Below are 13,943 nucleotides of genomic sequence, written 5' to 3'. Positions count from 1 at the left end.
CATGTTCCGCCTCATCGATAGCCCCCTCGGACCCCTGCGCTTGCAGGCAAGCCCGCGGGGGCTTTCCCGCGTGGACATCACCGCGGCCAGCACCCTGCAGGAAGCGGTGGGCGGTGTGGAAGAAGGGGGCGTCGAAAAGCGCAGCGCGGACGTGCTCGACGCCGCCCAGACACAGCTCGCGGAGTATTTCGCCGGCCAGCGCCGCGCCTTCGAGTTGCCCCTCGACCCGCCTGCGACGACCGACTTTCGCGCCGCGGTGCATGCGCGGCTGGCCGAGATTGGCTATGGGGAGACGGTCACCTACCGCGACATGGCCAAGCTGCTGGGCCGGCCCGGCGCGACGCGGGCCGTGGGCAGTGCGTGCGGCGCCAATCCCCTGCTCATCGTGCGGCCATGCCACCGGGTGCTGCGCAGCGATGGCGGGCTCGGCGGCTATGCGGGCGGTCTGGAAGCCAAACGTTTTCTGCTGACACTGGAAGAAAACTAGAGGGATTCCTCATATTTGGGATATGCTATCCCCTCAGAAATAGTTTTTGTAGCCAAACGAAAGGTTTTCCGCGTGTCCGCTTCCACCTCCCGAGCCTGGCTCGAGCACTACAGCGATTGGACCCCACACACGCTGGACTACGGCGATAAAACCATCGTCGACTATTACCGCAATAACCTGCGGGTCAATGCCAATAAATCCGCCACCTACTTCTTCGGTAAGACGCAGACCTACGCGGAGCTCGATACCCAGGTGCGCGCCGCTGCGGCCGGTCTCAAGGCTTTTGGTATTCGCCCCGGCGACAAGGTGGCCATCGTGCTACCGAACTGCCCCCAACACGTCGCCGCGTTCTATGCGGTGCAATTGCTCGGCGCCACCGTGGTCGAGCACAACCCGCTCTATACCGCCCCGGAGCTGGAAGGGCTACTCAATGACCATGGGGCGCGCGTGGTCATCTCCTGGGATAAAACCGCCTCCACTCTGGAAAAGCTACGCTCGACCACCCCGCTGGAGACCATCGTCTCCGTCAATATGGTCGATGCCATGCCACCGCTCAAGCGCCTCGCGCTGCGCCTGCCCATCCCGCCGCTGGCCGCCAAGCGCGAGCAGCTCACCAGCCCCGCACCCAATACCGTGGAATGGTCCACCCTGATCGGCGCGGCCATTGGCGGCGATGGCTCGGACCTCGATATCCCTGAGATCTCCCAGGACGATATCGCGCTCATCCTCTATACCTCCGGCACCACCGGAAAGCCCAAGGGCGCCCTGCTTTCGCACGGCAACCTCATTGCCAATGCCATCCAAGGTAAGGCCTGGGTGCCACAGATGGGCAAGCAACAAGAGCGCTTCCTCGCAGCACTGCCCATCTTCCACGCCTATGGCATGACCACGCTGTGCATCTTCAGCATCTACCTTGGCGCCGAGCTCATCCTGGTCCCCTCCCCGCAGATGCCGCTGATTATGGACATCGTAAAGAAACGCACGCCTACTTGGCTGCCGGGCGTGCCCACGCTGTATCAGAAGATCATGGACGCGGCGGAAGAAAAGGACGTCGACTTAAGCGGCATCCGCAATGCTTTCTCCGGCGCCGCCACGCTGCCCGTAGAAATTGTGGAGCGCTGGGAGACCATGACCGGCGGCCGGCTGGTGGAGGGCTTCGGCATGACGGAGACCTCCCCAGTGCTTACGGCCAATCCCATGAACGGCAAGCACCGCCCCGGCTATGTGGGCGTGCCCTTCCCGGATACGGAGGTGCGCATCGCCAACCCTGAGAACCTGGATGAGACCCAGCCCGATGGCCAACCGGGCGAGATGCTCGCGCGCGGCCCGCAGATTTTCCAGGGTTACTCTGGCAATGCCGCCGCTACCGAAAAGACCTTCCACAATGGCTGGTTCCGCACCGGTGATATGGCACTCATGGAACCGGATGGCTATATCAAGCTGGTCAGCCGCATCAAGGAAATCATCATCACCGGCGGCTTCAACGTCTACCCCGCCGAGGTGGAAGAGGCGATTGCCCAGCATCCCGACGTCGTGGATGTCGCCGCCGTGGGCCGCCCGCGCCAGGATGGCTCCGAGGATGTCGTCGGCTGCGTTACCCTGCGCGATGGCGCCGTGCTCGATCCAGAGGGCTTGAAGGAATTCTGCCGCGAGCGCCTGACCCGCTATAAGGTGCCGCGCACCTTCTACCACTTCGAAGATCTGGCGCGCGACCACCTGGGCAAAATCCGCCGCCACCAGGTGCGCAAGGACCTACTCGAGCTGTTGGAGGCAAAGGCCTAAACTTAGCGGCTATGGCAGATATTCATTATGGCGCTACCTTGACGGATTTCCTCGCGTCCGCCGTCGCGAGGTTTCCCCAGCGCCCCGCCACCTACTTCGCTGGCCACACGCTCACCTATGGCGAGCTCGACGCCCAGGTGGCGGCCGCGGCCGGTGCCCTGCGCGAGATGGGCGTGCGCCCCGGCGACCGTGTGGCGCTCCTGCTGCCTAATTGCCCGCAGCACGTGGTGGCATTCTTCGCCATCCTGCGCCTGGGCGCGGTGGTGGTGGAGCACAATCCGCGCTATACCGCGCACGAGCTCACCCCTCTGCTCGCCCACCATGGCGCCCGCGTGGCGATTGCCTGGGAGGACATTGCCCCCACCGTGTCCGCGCAGGTAGAGGCCACCATTGCCGTTTCCCTCAGCGAGCCGCTTCCCCTCACCGGCACCCCGGTGGAGCCGCACCCTGCCGCGCTTACCGACGCCGCCCTTATCCTCTACACCTCCGGCACCACCGCTCGCCCCAAGGGCGTGGTCTTAACCCACGGCAACCTCGCGGCCAACTGCCTGCAGCTGGAAACCCAGGCCCCGCTGCGCCCTGGACATGAGCGCTTTCTGGCCGCGCTGCCCATGTTCCATTCCTATGGCCTGACGATGAGCGTGCTCCTCGCGGTGCGCTGCGCGGCCGAGATCATCCTGCTGCCTGCCCCACACACCGACGCGGTGACCAAGGCGCTTGCCGCCCGCCGCCCCACCTGGATGCCGGGCGTGCCCACCATCTACGAGCGCGCCATGGCGGCCGCTCCCTTGGCCGCAGGCACCGCCGCCTCTGACGCGCCCACGGATCTCGGCGGGGTACGCTACTCCATCTCGGGCGCAGCTTCCCTCCCCTCGCGCATCATCGAGCCATGGGAGGCGCGCACCGGCGGCATGCTGGTGGAAGGCTATGGGCTTACGGAGACCTCTCCCGTGCTGACCATCAACCCCCTCGATGACACCCGGCGCGCCGGCACCATCGGCCTGCCGCTGCCGGATACGCAGCTGCGCATCGGCGATCCTCACGACCTCAGCCGCACCCAGCCGGATGGCGAGGCCGGCGAGATCCTCGCCCGCGGCCCGCAAGTCTTTAGCGGCTACCTTGCCGACGCCCCCGCCACCGCCGCCGCCTTCCATGACGACTGGTTCCGCACCGGGGATATGGGCGTGCGCGAGCCCGACGGCCATATCCGGTTGGTGGGCCGCATCAAGGAAATCATCATCACCGGTGGCTTCAATGTCTACCCCGGCGAGGTCGAGGAGGCTTTAACCTCCCATCCTGATATTGCCCAAGCCGCGGTCGTGGGCCTTCCTCGCTCTGATGGTTCGGAGCACGTCGCCGCCTGCGTGGTGCTTACCCCCGGCGCGCAGCTCGACGAATCCGCCTTGCGCGACCATTGCCGCGGGTTGGTGGCTCGCTATAAGGTCCCGCAGCGCTTCTTTGCCATGGAGACGCTCGCCGGTGATCAACTAGGCAAGCTGCGCCGCCGCGATGTCCAGCGCGATCTCCTCGCGCTGCTCAACCAGGGCTAGCCTTCTTCCCGCTCTTCCCGGCGCACCGCCTGTTGGTAGATGCGCTCGGAACGCTCCTCAAGGTCGTGCTGGGCGCGGGCTTGGGACTTAGCGGCGGCGTCGGAACGCGGCGGGGCCTGGATATGCCGCGCGGCGCGCAGGCCCAATTGCAGTTCCTTGGCGCGCAGGATCTCCGCATCGAGCTTGATGCCCAGAATGAGCATCGTATTAGATAGCCACACGGCCATGAATACGGCCATGATGAGGCTGAAGGCGCCATAGACGCTGGCTCCGGCAAAGCGCTGAGTATACAGCGCAAATACTCCCCACACCACAACATTGGTGCTCAGCGCTACGACGGAGCCTAGGGTTATCCACCGAAAGCGCGCCGGCCGCACGTTCGGGGAAAAGTGATACAAGATAGCGATCAAGCTCAGCACGATCACCACGGTGAGCGGGAAGCGCAGCCAATTCCACACTGGCATGAAGATCCCACCCAAAAAGTCCGCGGTGCCCTGCATCTCCAGCTTGCCTGCGAGCGGATTGATAACGCCGCTCACGATGGTATCGCGCAGCAGGTTAGCAAAGAGCACGATGACCGCACCGATGACGAGGACGATGGTAAGCCCCCACATCAACGCCCAGGTGCGGATGATTCCGCGGCCTTCCACTCGCCCATAGACGGTATTAGCCGTGCGCGAGAAGGCGCGCACATAGGCCGAGGCCGCAAAGAGCGAAACTAGCACGGATACCACCAGAGCGAAGGTGCCTTGCGCCGTGGAACCAATGATGGAGCCCACCAGTTTTTCGGCCTGCTCCGTCATGGAACTGGGCACGTAGTCCGCAATGAAGTGCGAGGTTAATTCGTGCACCTCGGCACGCCGCGAGGAGAAAATGAGCGTGGCGATGGAATAGGCGGCCAGCACCGTGGGGGCAAAGGCCATGAGCGTGAAGTACGTCATCGTGGCCGCACGGTCCATCAAGGCATCGTGAAAGAAATCGGCCCACACGCGGCGCGCCACCAGCCCCCAGCTTTCCTTACGTAAGCGGTTACCGCGGGCCAGGGGATCTACTTCCTCGGTGTGACCCTCAATCTTGACCACGGTGGGCGCGGTGCTGGGCACGATCTTATCCGCCCCCTCGTACCCGGATTCGCTCACCGGAGTAGCCGCGGCGCTCGACGGAGTCCCGGCAGGCTGGCGGCCGGCGGGCTGCTCGCCGTCAGGCTGTTCGGCAGAAGGCAAGTCCCCAGGGGTGCGTGCGGCGCCGGGGGCCTCGGCGGCGTCGTCCAGAGTGCTCATATTATCCCAGCGTATGCGGTAAAGAATCTATTTCAGGAAGTGACACTCAACCGTGATTACACTGGGGAAGCATGACTGAACAGAATGACACAAAGCTCAACGTTAAGTCCTTCGAACTCGACCACCGCCTAGTCAGCGCGCCGTATATCCGCGTGGCCGACCGCACGGATTTGGGCGGCGGCGTCGAAATCATCAAGTATGACCTGCGCTTTTGCCAGCCTAACCAGGACCACCTGGACACCAAGGCGCTGCACTCGGTGGAGCACATGATGGCAAACTTCATGCGCAACTACACCGATAAGCTCATCGGTTTCGCCCCAATGGGCTGCCGCACCGGCTTCTACGCCATCACCAACGGCATGGAGCAGGACGAGCTGCTGCGCGCGGTGGAAGGCGCGCTCAACGATATTCTTAACGCTACCGAGGTACCGGCCGCCAATGAAGAGCAGTGCGGTTGGGGTGCGCACCACAGCTTGGAGGGCGCGCAGGAGGCGGCCCGCGCATTCCTGGGCGCTAAGGATGAGTGGCTCCAGGTCATGGCGGCCTAAGCGAGTCGCCGGCGCGATAGGCGTCGAACTGAAAAGCAGCCACGATAGACCCGAAAACCGCGTGGTTAAGGGCGCTATCGTGGCTGCTTTGTAGGTTTTATGCCCCAGAGACTCGGAGCAAAAGCGCGCTCGCGCACTACTCGTCGAGGGAAAGGCCGATCCACACGGGCTCGGGCACGAGCTCCACGCCGAAGGTTTCCTGGACGCCGTCACGGATGGTGCGGGCAAGGTCCACGATATCGGCGGCTGTGGCCTCGCCGCGGTTGGTCAGCGCCAGCGTGTGCTTCGTCGAGAGCGTGGCCCGGGCGGAGCCCGGGTAGCCCTTGGCAAACCCGGCGCGGTCAATGAGCCAGGCGGCGGACAACTTTTCCCGGCCGGTCTCGGCAGAGGGGTGGCGGGGCATGGAGTCTGCGGTGGCGTCGCCAAGCGAGGCACGGACCTTGGCCTGGACGGCGTCGGCAAGAGCGGAGTCCACCACCGGGTTGGTAAAGAAGGAGCCGGCGGACCAGGTGTCATGGTCGGTGGGGTCGAGCACCATACCCTTGCCGCGGCGGAGCTTCAATACCTCCTCGCGGACCTCGGCCACGGGGCGGCGCTCGCCCGGGTTCTGGGTGAGCTGGCCAAAGCGCAGCGGGCGGGAAAGGCCCTCGGTATCGAGCTGGAGCTCCACCTCAAGGACCACGGCGCGGCCGGTGAATTTCAGGTTGGAATAGCGATACGCTAGCTCCAGATCGGAGGCGGGGACCCACTCATCGCTATCGGTGCGGCGGCTATAAAGGCGCACGCGGGTAAGGACCTCAGAGATCTCCGCGCCATAGGCACCCACATTCTGCACCGGGACCGCGCCCACGGTGCCGGGGATGCCAGAGAGGCACTCGATACCACCCAGGCCGAGCTGCACGGAGCGAGCCACCACGTCATCCCAGACGGCGCCCGCCTGTGCGCGCACCACTCCGGTCTCGGTGTCCATAGAGACCTCATCGAAGTCGAGGATAACCGCGACGAGATCCACTGCACCATCGGCCACCAAGAGGTTGGAGCCGCCGCCAACGACGATGAATTTCACTTCGGCGTGATCAAGGGCACGCACCACGGCGACGGCAGCCTCTGGCTGCGAACAGCGCAGTGCGGCCTGCGGTTTTCCGCCTACACGCAGCGTAGTCAGGTCCGCGAAGGTGGCGGCGGGGTCCAGTTCCACGCCGTCGATCTCTGTGAGCTGTTGCGTCAAAGATTTATCAAGCACGCCTACCAAGGTAGTCTGTTAGGCATGTCAACCCGTAGTGAAAACACCGTAACCATCAATCAGCCCATCGAAAAGGTTCACAAGGCGCTGCTCACCAAGGAATACTGGGAGTACATCGTGGCCAACCTCTCCCCTGAGGCGGGCCAGGTGCACGACTTCAGCGATAACGTAGCCACCCTCTTCGAGGTTCTGCCGACCACCCTGCTGCCAGAGGCAGTGCGCGCCATGGTCTCCCAGGACCTGAAGGTCAAGCGCGTGGTTACCGTTGGCGAGCTCAACGGTGAGGCTGCTGACGTTAACTACACCGCGGATGTCAAGGGCACCCCGGTTGATTTCAAGGGCGATATCTCCCTGGCCGGCGAGGGCGAGATGACCAAGCTGTCCTACGTCAACGAGATTTCCGTCAACATTCCGATGATGGGCGCCGCCATCGAGCCGAAGGTGGGCGAGTCCCTGGGCGAGCTCTTCGATAACGAGGGCAAGCTGACCGAACAGTGGATTTCTGAGAACGCCTAAGCTCTAAAGACCCAAAATCTATGGCCGACCACGCACATAATCTGCGCGCCAGCGCAGCTGCGGGTCGGCCTTTTGGCGTTATTACCCGCGGCACCACCAACCACAATCGGCTGCGGCGCTGCGATAGGTGGATGCTCGCGCACCCGGAGATTTCCGCGCTGCTGCGGCATGTGGATACGCCGCTGGCGCTTGACGTGGGCTACGGGGCCTCGCATGCCACCACCGTGGAGTGGGCAGGGTGGCTGCGCCGGGCGAATCCGCGGGTAGACGTGCGCGGGTTGGAGATCCACCCGGACCGGGTGCTGCCGCCGCGCGATGGCGTGCGCTTCGAGCTGGGAGGCTTTGAGCTGGCTGGCTACCGGCCGCAGCTGGTGCGCGCGTTTAATGTGCTGCGCCAGTATGACGTGGACCAGGTGGAAGAGGCCTGGCAGACGGTATGTTCCCGCCTCGCCCCAGGCGGTTTCTTTGTGGAGGGCACCTGCGATGAGCTCGGCCGGCGCGCGGCCTGGTTGTTGCTCGATGCCCATGGTCCGCGGACGCTCACCCTGGCGTGGGACCCGTTCGATGTGGCGCACCCCTCCGATATTGCCGAGCGCCTGCCCAAAATCCTCATCCACCGCAACGTACCCGGTGAGCCCATCCACGAGCTGCTTCAGGCCGCCGACGAAGCTTGGGACCGCGCGGCTGGCTGGGCGCCTTACGGTCCGCGCGTGCGCTGGCGTAGGGCGCGCGCCATGCTTGCCGACGCCCCCTTTAACATCCACCCCATCCGCCGGCGCCTGCGCGATAATGTGCTCACCGTGGACTGGGAATCGGTGGCGCCGCAAGGCTAAAAATGTGCTGCTAACTTCGCCGCAGACTTTGCCCCGCGCCGTCTCATGCGCCACACTGGTACGCATGGCTTCGAAGAAATCGGCGGGTTCACTCGCCTGGAAAATCATCATTGGCATCCTCGTAGCACTTCTCGTGCTCATTCTGCTGGCTGAGTTTGGCCTGCGCTGGTTCATCGGCAACCAGATGACCTCGCAGTTCAACGAGGCCGCTGAGCAAGAGGGCATCCAGGTCAAAGAAGACCCCTCCGTCAGCTTCGGCGGCAGCCCGCTCCTGTGGGGCCTGTTTCAGGGCTCCATTTCCCAGATGGATATGACCACGCCGTCCACCCTGCAAATCGACGGCACCGAGATCAAGGGCCAGCCTGCCTCCGAGATCCACGTGGAAGATATGAGCACGGACCAGGACAACCCGGTGGCCGGCAAGCTGCGCGCTTCTACCACCGTGCCGGATGACTACCTGCTGGCCTCCTTCCAGAAGGGTATTTCCGAGCAAGCCGGCAGCGACAAGGTGGGCAATATGGTGGTCACGGAGATTACCGCCAATGAGCAGGACCATGTGCTGGACGTGAAGTTCGCCGGCGGCCTGGCCAACCTCTCGCTGGAGCCCACTGCCCACGATGGAAAGCTCGATATCCGCGCCACCGAGGCCTCCATCTTCGGCCTCGAGCTGCCGGATCAGGCCACCGAAGCCATCTCCTCCGCGCTGCAAAACGGCATGTCGGATCAGTTCGTGGGCTCGGACATGAACGTCGATTCCGTGGAGGTGCTCGATGGCGAACTCAAGCTCACCATCACCGGCACCGATGTTCCGATGAAGGACATGGATAAGTTCGCCGGCGGCGGTGACTCCGCGGGCCAGAGCGGGGCCACGGGCAAGGGCGCGCCGCAGCAGGACGCGCAGGAGAAAGCCGCCTAAACCGCGGGAGCGGGAAACTCGAGGACCGGAAGTGTGGCAGCGGCCAACTCCGGTCCTTTTTTCTTGTCTTCTTCACCGGCGCCGGATTCCGCGCGGTCCTCGGCTGCGGCCGCGGAGCTGCGCACAATGAGGCGCTGGTAGCCGGCTTGGTGGGCGGCGTTGAGGGTGGCGTCGGCAAGCGGGGCGTCTGGGACGATGAGGCCCAAGCGGGCCGGATCCGGGCAGGCCTCGCGGATGGCGATGAGCTCGGAGAGCACGGCATTGGCATCCGACACGGTCTCATCGAGGCTGACCCACACCTCGCTGGCGCCCGATTGGATGGCCAAGCGCGCCTCAGAGGCCTTGATGAGCGTGTGGTGGCGGCCGGTGGGATAGCCGGCGACGGAGATGATATCGGTCGCGCCGGCCCCCGCGGCAATGGAAACATGGTGCGGGGAGACCACGACGGTGTTATCGGCGGCGCAGTCCTTGACCGTCGCGGCCGGGGCAGCAAGCAGGTTAAGCATTAGTAGCTGTAATCGCCGTTGATGATGGCCTTGAGCTGCGGGCGCACATCAAACCAGTACACGCCGGTAATGACCGCGCCAATCCATGACAAGAAGGGCATACCGGTGGCCATCGCTACGGCCGAGCCCGCCAGCAGGCCAACCCACACCCACTTGCCCTGGCGGTCGCCGGCACGGAAGGCATCCTCGCGCGTGGCGGCGGCAATCACCGCGCCGACGATGGCAGTCAGGGCGAGGATTTGGAAGATGTACCTGTCTAGATTCAGGACAAGATCATAAAGTAAATACATGCAGATTAATTCTGTGGGTCGTCGGTGTCGATTACTTCGCCATCGATAATATTATCGCCCTGCGAAGGAGCCGAATTCTGGCCGGGGCGCGGGCCATTTTTCTTCTCCGCGCGGCGGGCCTGGGCGGAGTTATAGGCGTCTACGACGCCCTCGCGGGTCTCTTGATAGGCGGTAGTGAACTTGCCCTTGGCGTCAGCGAAAGACGCGGACTCGCGGGTGCCGTCCGCGGCCTTCTTTAAGGAAGCACCAAATTCCTTCGCGGTGGCGGTGGCCTTATCAACTAGGCCGTCCTTGCCAGTGCTGCCATAGGGGCTCTCCGCCTGCGCGCCATGAGCGTGCTGGGTGCGCTCTTCTTGCAGGCGTCCGCCAAAGTCCTTGGCTACGTCGAAAGCGGCGCTGCCGGCATCCTTTAGGGAATCAAAAATCTTCTTATTATCGCTCATTGCTCATTACTCCTTGTGTTTAAGCACCAAAGATAAGGTGGTTGATCGCGAATATCACCAATCCTGCCAGGGAACCGACGATAGTGCCGTTCAAACGAATAAATTGCAGGTCCTTGCCCACCATGAGCTCGATATTGTGGGAGGCTTCCTCCGCATCCCAGCGCTTGATGGTCTCCGGGATAATCGCGATAATTTCTGGCGCGAATTTCTCCACGGCGTAGCGCGCGGCCTTATCCACGAGCGCATTGGCTTGGGCCAGGAATTCGGAGTCCTCGAGCAGACGGTGCGCCAACTCCTTTACCTTCGCCGTAATCTTCAGGCGCAGGAAAGACTCTGGGTCATTGAGCTGGTCAATGAGCGTGGTGGACACCGTGCGCCACATGGCCGCCGGTGCCTGCTGGGCTTGGTCGGAGGTGAGCATCTCTTGCTTGATGCCCTCGATGCGCCCGCGCATGTCCGCATCCCACTGCAGGTCCGCGGCCAGCTTGGACAGGTTGCGGCGAATGGCCAGGCGGGCCTCGTGGTTGCCATTGCGGCGCACTTCATCGGCGAATTCCACGAGCTCGGTATAGACCTTCTCCCCCACCATCTCGCGGGCAAAGCGCGGCGCCCATCCTGGCATGCGTTCATCGATGGCGGTGACCACGGTGGGCTCCATGCTCAGAATCTTGCCGTGCGCCCACTCGATGAGGTCGTCTTCCAGCGGACGAGCCTTGCCGTCAGCAATATAGCCCTCCAGCAACCTACCCAGCGGCGGGCCCCACTCAGGCTCGGCCAGGCGGTCCATGACTTGGGTGCGGATGAACTGCTCTGCTTCTTCGGGGTCGAGATCCTCCACCACGCTGGCGGCACGCTCGCCAATCCACGCGGAGACCTCCTCCGCCTTTCCGGGCTCCACACCCTGGCGCGCCAGCCATAGCGGCAGCTCCGCCTCGCGCACCTTGGCGCTGAGTGCATCCGCGGTCAGGAAGTTCTCCTCCACAAAGTCACTTAAGGCATCGCCCACGCGGTCCTTATTATTCGGAATCAGCGCCGTATGCGGGATGGGCAGCCCCATCGGCCGGCGAAATAGCGCAGTCACCGCAAACCAGTCCGCCAGACCGCCCACCATGCCGGCCTCCGCCGCTGCACGCACGTAGCCCACCCATACCGGAGCTCCGCTTTCCGACGCCTGCCACCACGAACACCCCAAAAAGATCACCGCTGCACCAATCAGGAACGACAGCGCAATCGCCTTCCACCGGCGCAGGTCCGCACGCCGGGCCTCTTGGTTGCCAGCCTGCGGTACGGGAGCTGCACCCGACGATGCCGATGCCGTAGCCATCTCGAGGCCTTCCTCCGCGCGGTGCGTCATGAGTTCTCCTTGAGGTTGTGAAGGTGTATTCGGGCTTCGACCATTAAGACTAGTGCGTACTTAAAAGCACTCGACCTCTGCCTTCAGTAATTGAGTTTATGGACGACAAAGAATCTGAACTGAAGGGGCCCAGGCTCTGTTCTGTTAGAGAAGATAGACACCCACCAGCACAAACACTAACTTCGTTAATCTAAGCAGGTGGTCTTAATGGGGTTGACCAGGTCGCTTCCGAGGCTAAGGATAAGCTCTTCGATGCTGCCGAGGGTATGAAGGATAAGGCCAACAAGGTTATCGGCGGCCTGAAGGACGACTAATCCTCGGCCTCCTCGTCTCTGTCTCTGCACATCGCTGCGCTGACACTCTGCTGGCGCAGCGAATTTATTGATCAAGAGAACGTCCGCATCACGAAACGCGGTGACGTGTCCGAGCAGCAGAAGGCTATCCCCTCGAAAGCGATTGCTGGATAGAGCCCAACCGTAGTGTCATAACCACATCCCCAATTCCAACTTTCCCGGAAGCAGCGTCAGAGGCTTTTAATGCCCAGAAGTACGCAAAGTAAAAATCCGCCCAGGTTCACCCAGAGACACGCATTATCATGTCGATTTGCCCCTTGCTTTCATCTTCTCTAGGGAAACCAGCAGCTAAAACCACAAATCAGAACATATGCTTTAGCATATGTTCTGATTTATGGCGGGCTCGGCGAGTGCGCTGATTTACCCTCACATTGCGTTGTTTACACGTTTTCAATGCTCATTATAAAAAAGGGTTCAAACGGAATTCGTGTAGGCGCAATCAAGGGCTATAAAATATCGCATTCCTTGCATCCAAACCTGTACATCCAGAGAATTGCCTTGGATTGGCGGTAACAGGTACTAGATATGCGTTCGTAAAATTAGCGCGCGTTAACGTCGCTCCACGAAGGTCTGACTCGCTAAGAATTGCGTTCGTAAAATCTGCGTCGGTGAAATCTGCCGATTTCAAGTTAGCCCATGCCACCATGGAGCCGCGGAAAGAGCATCCTTTACATATGCTTCCTTCGAGATTGATATCCGTCAGGTCATAGTTGGACATATCTTTTCCGGAAATGTCTTTACCAGCGAGTCCCGTGACCCACGTTTGGGGCATTGCTCTATACATCTTTTACGTGGTCCGATCTGTTTCGATTGTGGAACTGGCCTATGGCCAACAATATAAATGCGTTTAAAAATACGTTTACTAGAGACAACAAATCGATGTAACCATGACCTAACCCTAGAAATCCTGATAGACCTAGGACAAACGCTAGACAGGTGCTTAAAGAGGCTGCAATAAAAACCCATTTAGCGGTGGTTGTTCTGTACCTGTATAACGCGCACCAAATAATTAGGGTGATTCCAATTAAAACAAGAACTTTGCTATTTTCCATGTCTACTCACAGTGAAAAGCGAAACTGTATTTCTTGTCTCTAGCATCGAGTTGCATACGGGAATACGATGTTTGGAGAGTATTTTCCTCCGAGGGCTCGGATGGTAAGGCATCGACCTGTATTAGTGGCGTGAGCTGCTACTGCGGCAGCGCCTGCGCACGCACCTTTGGCTAGCCAGGTACCTAGGCCAACTCCTACTACTCGACCGGCGCAGTAAGCGGTTCCTATGGCGATCCCGCTCGTCTCATCTTTGGAAAAGACTAGCTCTTGTCCGATTTTCTTTCCCCAGCCATGAACGTCTCGGATATAGGGATCTGAAGTAACCGGCTTGCCGGCAGGGCTCGACGAGATGTGCTGGATTATCCTATCTCCATCGATTGAAAAGTGAGTATTTACCTCGTTTCCATCTATGTCTTTGGCCCAAGCAGGTTCAATGTATGCGCTAGGTTCCTCACCTTCTGCTGGACGTACTAGAATGTGCCCACTTGGAAGCTTTTCAAGAAAAGAATCTGAGAACTCAAAAGAAAGTTCCAAAGGGACGCCTCCATCGCTAATGCTAACTAGCTGATTGCCATCTTCGCGCTCTATTAACTTCGTCTTTGTTCCTGCGTTCTTCGATGGCGCCGGACTGATTATGCTGTCCTGCTGTGGAAGTAAGGATCCTTCGTTTATTTTTAAGCTTCCATTGTTTGCTACCCATTTCTCTCCAGTAGTGAAGTGTCCCAGGTTTTGTTCCGTTTGAGTAGATGGGAAAATCTGGAATATGCCGAGAAAATTTGACCAGGATGCG

15 protein-coding genes are annotated in these 13,943 nt (G+C 61.2%); 7 read left to right on the top strand and 8 right to left on the bottom strand.

What is annotated here, in order from left to right:
- The first annotated feature begins 1 nt into the window (after nt 1).
- The 3 genes from QP941_RS07975 (at nt 2) to QP941_RS07965 (ending at nt 3,819) form a co-directional block, all read left to right on the top strand.
- On the top strand, nt 2–487 hold the full coding sequence (locus QP941_RS07975; RefSeq protein ID WP_284868618.1) for a methylated-DNA--[protein]-cysteine S-methyltransferase: 486 nt from the start codon (nt 2–4) through the stop codon (nt 485–487).
- 72 nt (nt 488–559) lie between these two features.
- Nucleotides 560–2,269 carry a long-chain-fatty-acid--CoA ligase gene (locus QP941_RS07970; RefSeq protein WP_284815376.1) on the top strand — a complete coding sequence of 570 codons (1,710 nt, stop codon included), beginning with the start codon at nt 560–562 and terminating at the stop codon, nt 2,267–2,269.
- Between the two features lie 11 nt (nt 2,270–2,280).
- Nucleotides 2,281–3,819 carry an AMP-binding protein gene (locus QP941_RS07965; protein ID WP_284868617.1) on the top strand — a complete coding sequence of 513 codons (1,539 nt, stop codon included), beginning with the start codon at nt 2,281–2,283 and terminating at the stop codon, nt 3,817–3,819.
- Here QP941_RS07965 and QP941_RS07960 read toward each other — a convergent pair.
- Complete coding sequence (locus QP941_RS07960; RefSeq protein ID WP_284868616.1) at nt 3,816–5,099, bottom strand: YihY/virulence factor BrkB family protein; 1,284 nt, start codon at nt 5,097–5,099, stop codon at nt 3,816–3,818. The genes QP941_RS07965 and QP941_RS07960 overlap by 4 nt on opposite strands.
- A 71-nt stretch (nt 5,100–5,170) precedes the next feature.
- Here QP941_RS07960 and QP941_RS07955 point away from each other — a divergent pair, with 71 nt between their 5' ends.
- Nucleotides 5,171–5,647, top strand: a complete 477-nt coding sequence (locus tag QP941_RS07955) for an S-ribosylhomocysteine lyase (protein ID WP_239230480.1) — start codon at nt 5,171–5,173, stop codon at nt 5,645–5,647.
- Between the two features lie 136 nt (nt 5,648–5,783).
- On the opposite strand, the gene QP941_RS07950 is transcribed toward QP941_RS07955, so the two are convergent.
- On the bottom strand, nt 5,784–6,890 hold the full coding sequence (locus QP941_RS07950) for a UDP-N-acetylmuramate dehydrogenase (RefSeq protein WP_284868615.1): 1,107 nt from the start codon (nt 6,888–6,890) through the stop codon (nt 5,784–5,786).
- 24 nt (nt 6,891–6,914) lie between these two features.
- Between QP941_RS07950 and QP941_RS07945 the strand changes: the two genes are divergently transcribed.
- The 3 genes from QP941_RS07945 to QP941_RS07935 all read left to right on the top strand — a co-directional run bounded on the left by QP941_RS07945 (nt 6,915) and on the right by QP941_RS07935 (nt 9,155).
- Nucleotides 6,915–7,406 carry a DUF2505 domain-containing protein gene (locus QP941_RS07945; RefSeq protein ID WP_179387320.1) on the top strand — a complete coding sequence of 164 codons (492 nt, stop codon included), beginning with the start codon at nt 6,915–6,917 and terminating at the stop codon, nt 7,404–7,406.
- 20 nt (nt 7,407–7,426) lie between these two features.
- Nucleotides 7,427–8,239 carry a class I SAM-dependent methyltransferase gene (locus QP941_RS07940; protein WP_284868614.1) on the top strand — a complete coding sequence of 271 codons (813 nt, stop codon included), beginning with the start codon at nt 7,427–7,429 and terminating at the stop codon, nt 8,237–8,239.
- 64 nt (nt 8,240–8,303) lie between these two features.
- Nucleotides 8,304–9,155 (top strand): LmeA family phospholipid-binding protein, encoded by an 852-nt coding sequence (locus QP941_RS07935; protein ID WP_284868613.1) that lies wholly within the window; start codon nt 8,304–8,306, stop codon nt 9,153–9,155.
- On the opposite strand, the gene QP941_RS07930 is transcribed toward QP941_RS07935, so the two are convergent.
- The 6 genes from QP941_RS07930 to QP941_RS07910 form a co-directional block, all read right to left on the bottom strand.
- The gene (locus QP941_RS07930; protein WP_284868612.1) at nt 9,152–9,661 is read right to left on the bottom strand and encodes a beta/alpha barrel domain-containing protein; all 510 of its coding nucleotides are present in this window, start codon (nt 9,659–9,661) and stop codon (nt 9,152–9,154) included. The two genes, QP941_RS07935 and QP941_RS07930, sit on opposite strands and share 4 nt — an antisense overlap.
- The gene (locus QP941_RS07925; RefSeq protein ID WP_284766096.1) at nt 9,661–9,951 is read right to left on the bottom strand and encodes a DUF2516 family protein; all 291 of its coding nucleotides are present in this window, start codon (nt 9,949–9,951) and stop codon (nt 9,661–9,663) included. The genes QP941_RS07930 and QP941_RS07925 overlap by 1 nt, the downstream gene beginning before the upstream one ends.
- A 5-nt stretch (nt 9,952–9,956) precedes the next feature.
- Nucleotides 9,957–10,394 carry a CGLAU_01105 family protein gene (locus QP941_RS07920; RefSeq protein WP_284766097.1) on the bottom strand — a complete coding sequence of 146 codons (438 nt, stop codon included), beginning with the start codon at nt 10,392–10,394 and terminating at the stop codon, nt 9,957–9,959.
- Nucleotides 10,395–10,413: 19 nt separating this feature from the next.
- Nucleotides 10,414–11,748 carry a DUF445 domain-containing protein gene (locus QP941_RS07915; RefSeq protein ID WP_284868611.1) on the bottom strand — a complete coding sequence of 445 codons (1,335 nt, stop codon included), beginning with the start codon at nt 11,746–11,748 and terminating at the stop codon, nt 10,414–10,416.
- Nucleotides 11,749–12,540: 792 nt separating this feature from the next.
- Nucleotides 12,541–12,819 carry a pentapeptide repeat-containing protein gene (locus QP941_RS11640; protein ID WP_350309236.1) on the bottom strand — a complete coding sequence of 93 codons (279 nt, stop codon included), beginning with the start codon at nt 12,817–12,819 and terminating at the stop codon, nt 12,541–12,543.
- Between the two features lie 373 nt (nt 12,820–13,192).
- The coding region (locus QP941_RS07910) for a hypothetical protein (RefSeq protein ID WP_284868610.1) at nt 13,193–13,943 on the bottom strand (751 nt) is incomplete at its 5' end.

Origin of the sequence: Corynebacterium sp. MSK150 (assembly GCF_030229215.1) — a bacterium.
Taxonomy (GTDB): Bacteria; Actinomycetota; Actinomycetes; order Mycobacteriales; family Mycobacteriaceae; genus Corynebacterium.
This window is presented reverse-complemented; position numbering and strand designations above follow the sequence as displayed.

Excerpts from the sequence above, each read along its gene's own strand:
- QP941_RS07975 (WP_284868618.1), top strand. The coding sequence starts at position 2 with ATGTTCCGCCTCATCGATAGCCCCCTCGGACCCCTGCGCTTGCAGGCA.
- QP941_RS07965 (WP_284868617.1), top strand. The coding sequence starts at position 2,281 with ATGGCAGATATTCATTATGGCGCTACCTTGACGGATTTCCTCGCGTCC.
- QP941_RS07960 (WP_284868616.1), bottom strand. The coding sequence starts at position 5,099 with ATGAGCACTCTGGACGACGCCGCCGAGGCCCCCGGCGCCGCACGCACC.
- QP941_RS07955 (WP_239230480.1), top strand. The coding sequence starts at position 5,171 with ATGACTGAACAGAATGACACAAAGCTCAACGTTAAGTCCTTCGAACTC.
- QP941_RS07945 (WP_179387320.1), top strand. The coding sequence starts at position 6,915 with ATGTCAACCCGTAGTGAAAACACCGTAACCATCAATCAGCCCATCGAA.
- QP941_RS07940 (WP_284868614.1), top strand. The coding sequence starts at position 7,427 with ATGGCCGACCACGCACATAATCTGCGCGCCAGCGCAGCTGCGGGTCGG.
- QP941_RS07935 (WP_284868613.1), top strand. The coding sequence starts at position 8,304 with ATGGCTTCGAAGAAATCGGCGGGTTCACTCGCCTGGAAAATCATCATT.
- QP941_RS07930 (WP_284868612.1), bottom strand. The coding sequence starts at position 9,661 with ATGCTTAACCTGCTTGCTGCCCCGGCCGCGACGGTCAAGGACTGCGCC.
- QP941_RS07925 (WP_284766096.1), bottom strand. The coding sequence starts at position 9,951 with ATGTATTTACTTTATGATCTTGTCCTGAATCTAGACAGGTACATCTTC.
- QP941_RS07920 (WP_284766097.1), bottom strand. The coding sequence starts at position 10,394 with ATGAGCGATAATAAGAAGATTTTTGATTCCCTAAAGGATGCCGGCAGC.
- QP941_RS07915 (WP_284868611.1), bottom strand. The coding sequence starts at position 11,748 with ATGACGCACCGCGCGGAGGAAGGCCTCGAGATGGCTACGGCATCGGCA.
- QP941_RS11640 (WP_350309236.1), bottom strand. The coding sequence starts at position 12,819 with ATGTCCAACTATGACCTGACGGATATCAATCTCGAAGGAAGCATATGT.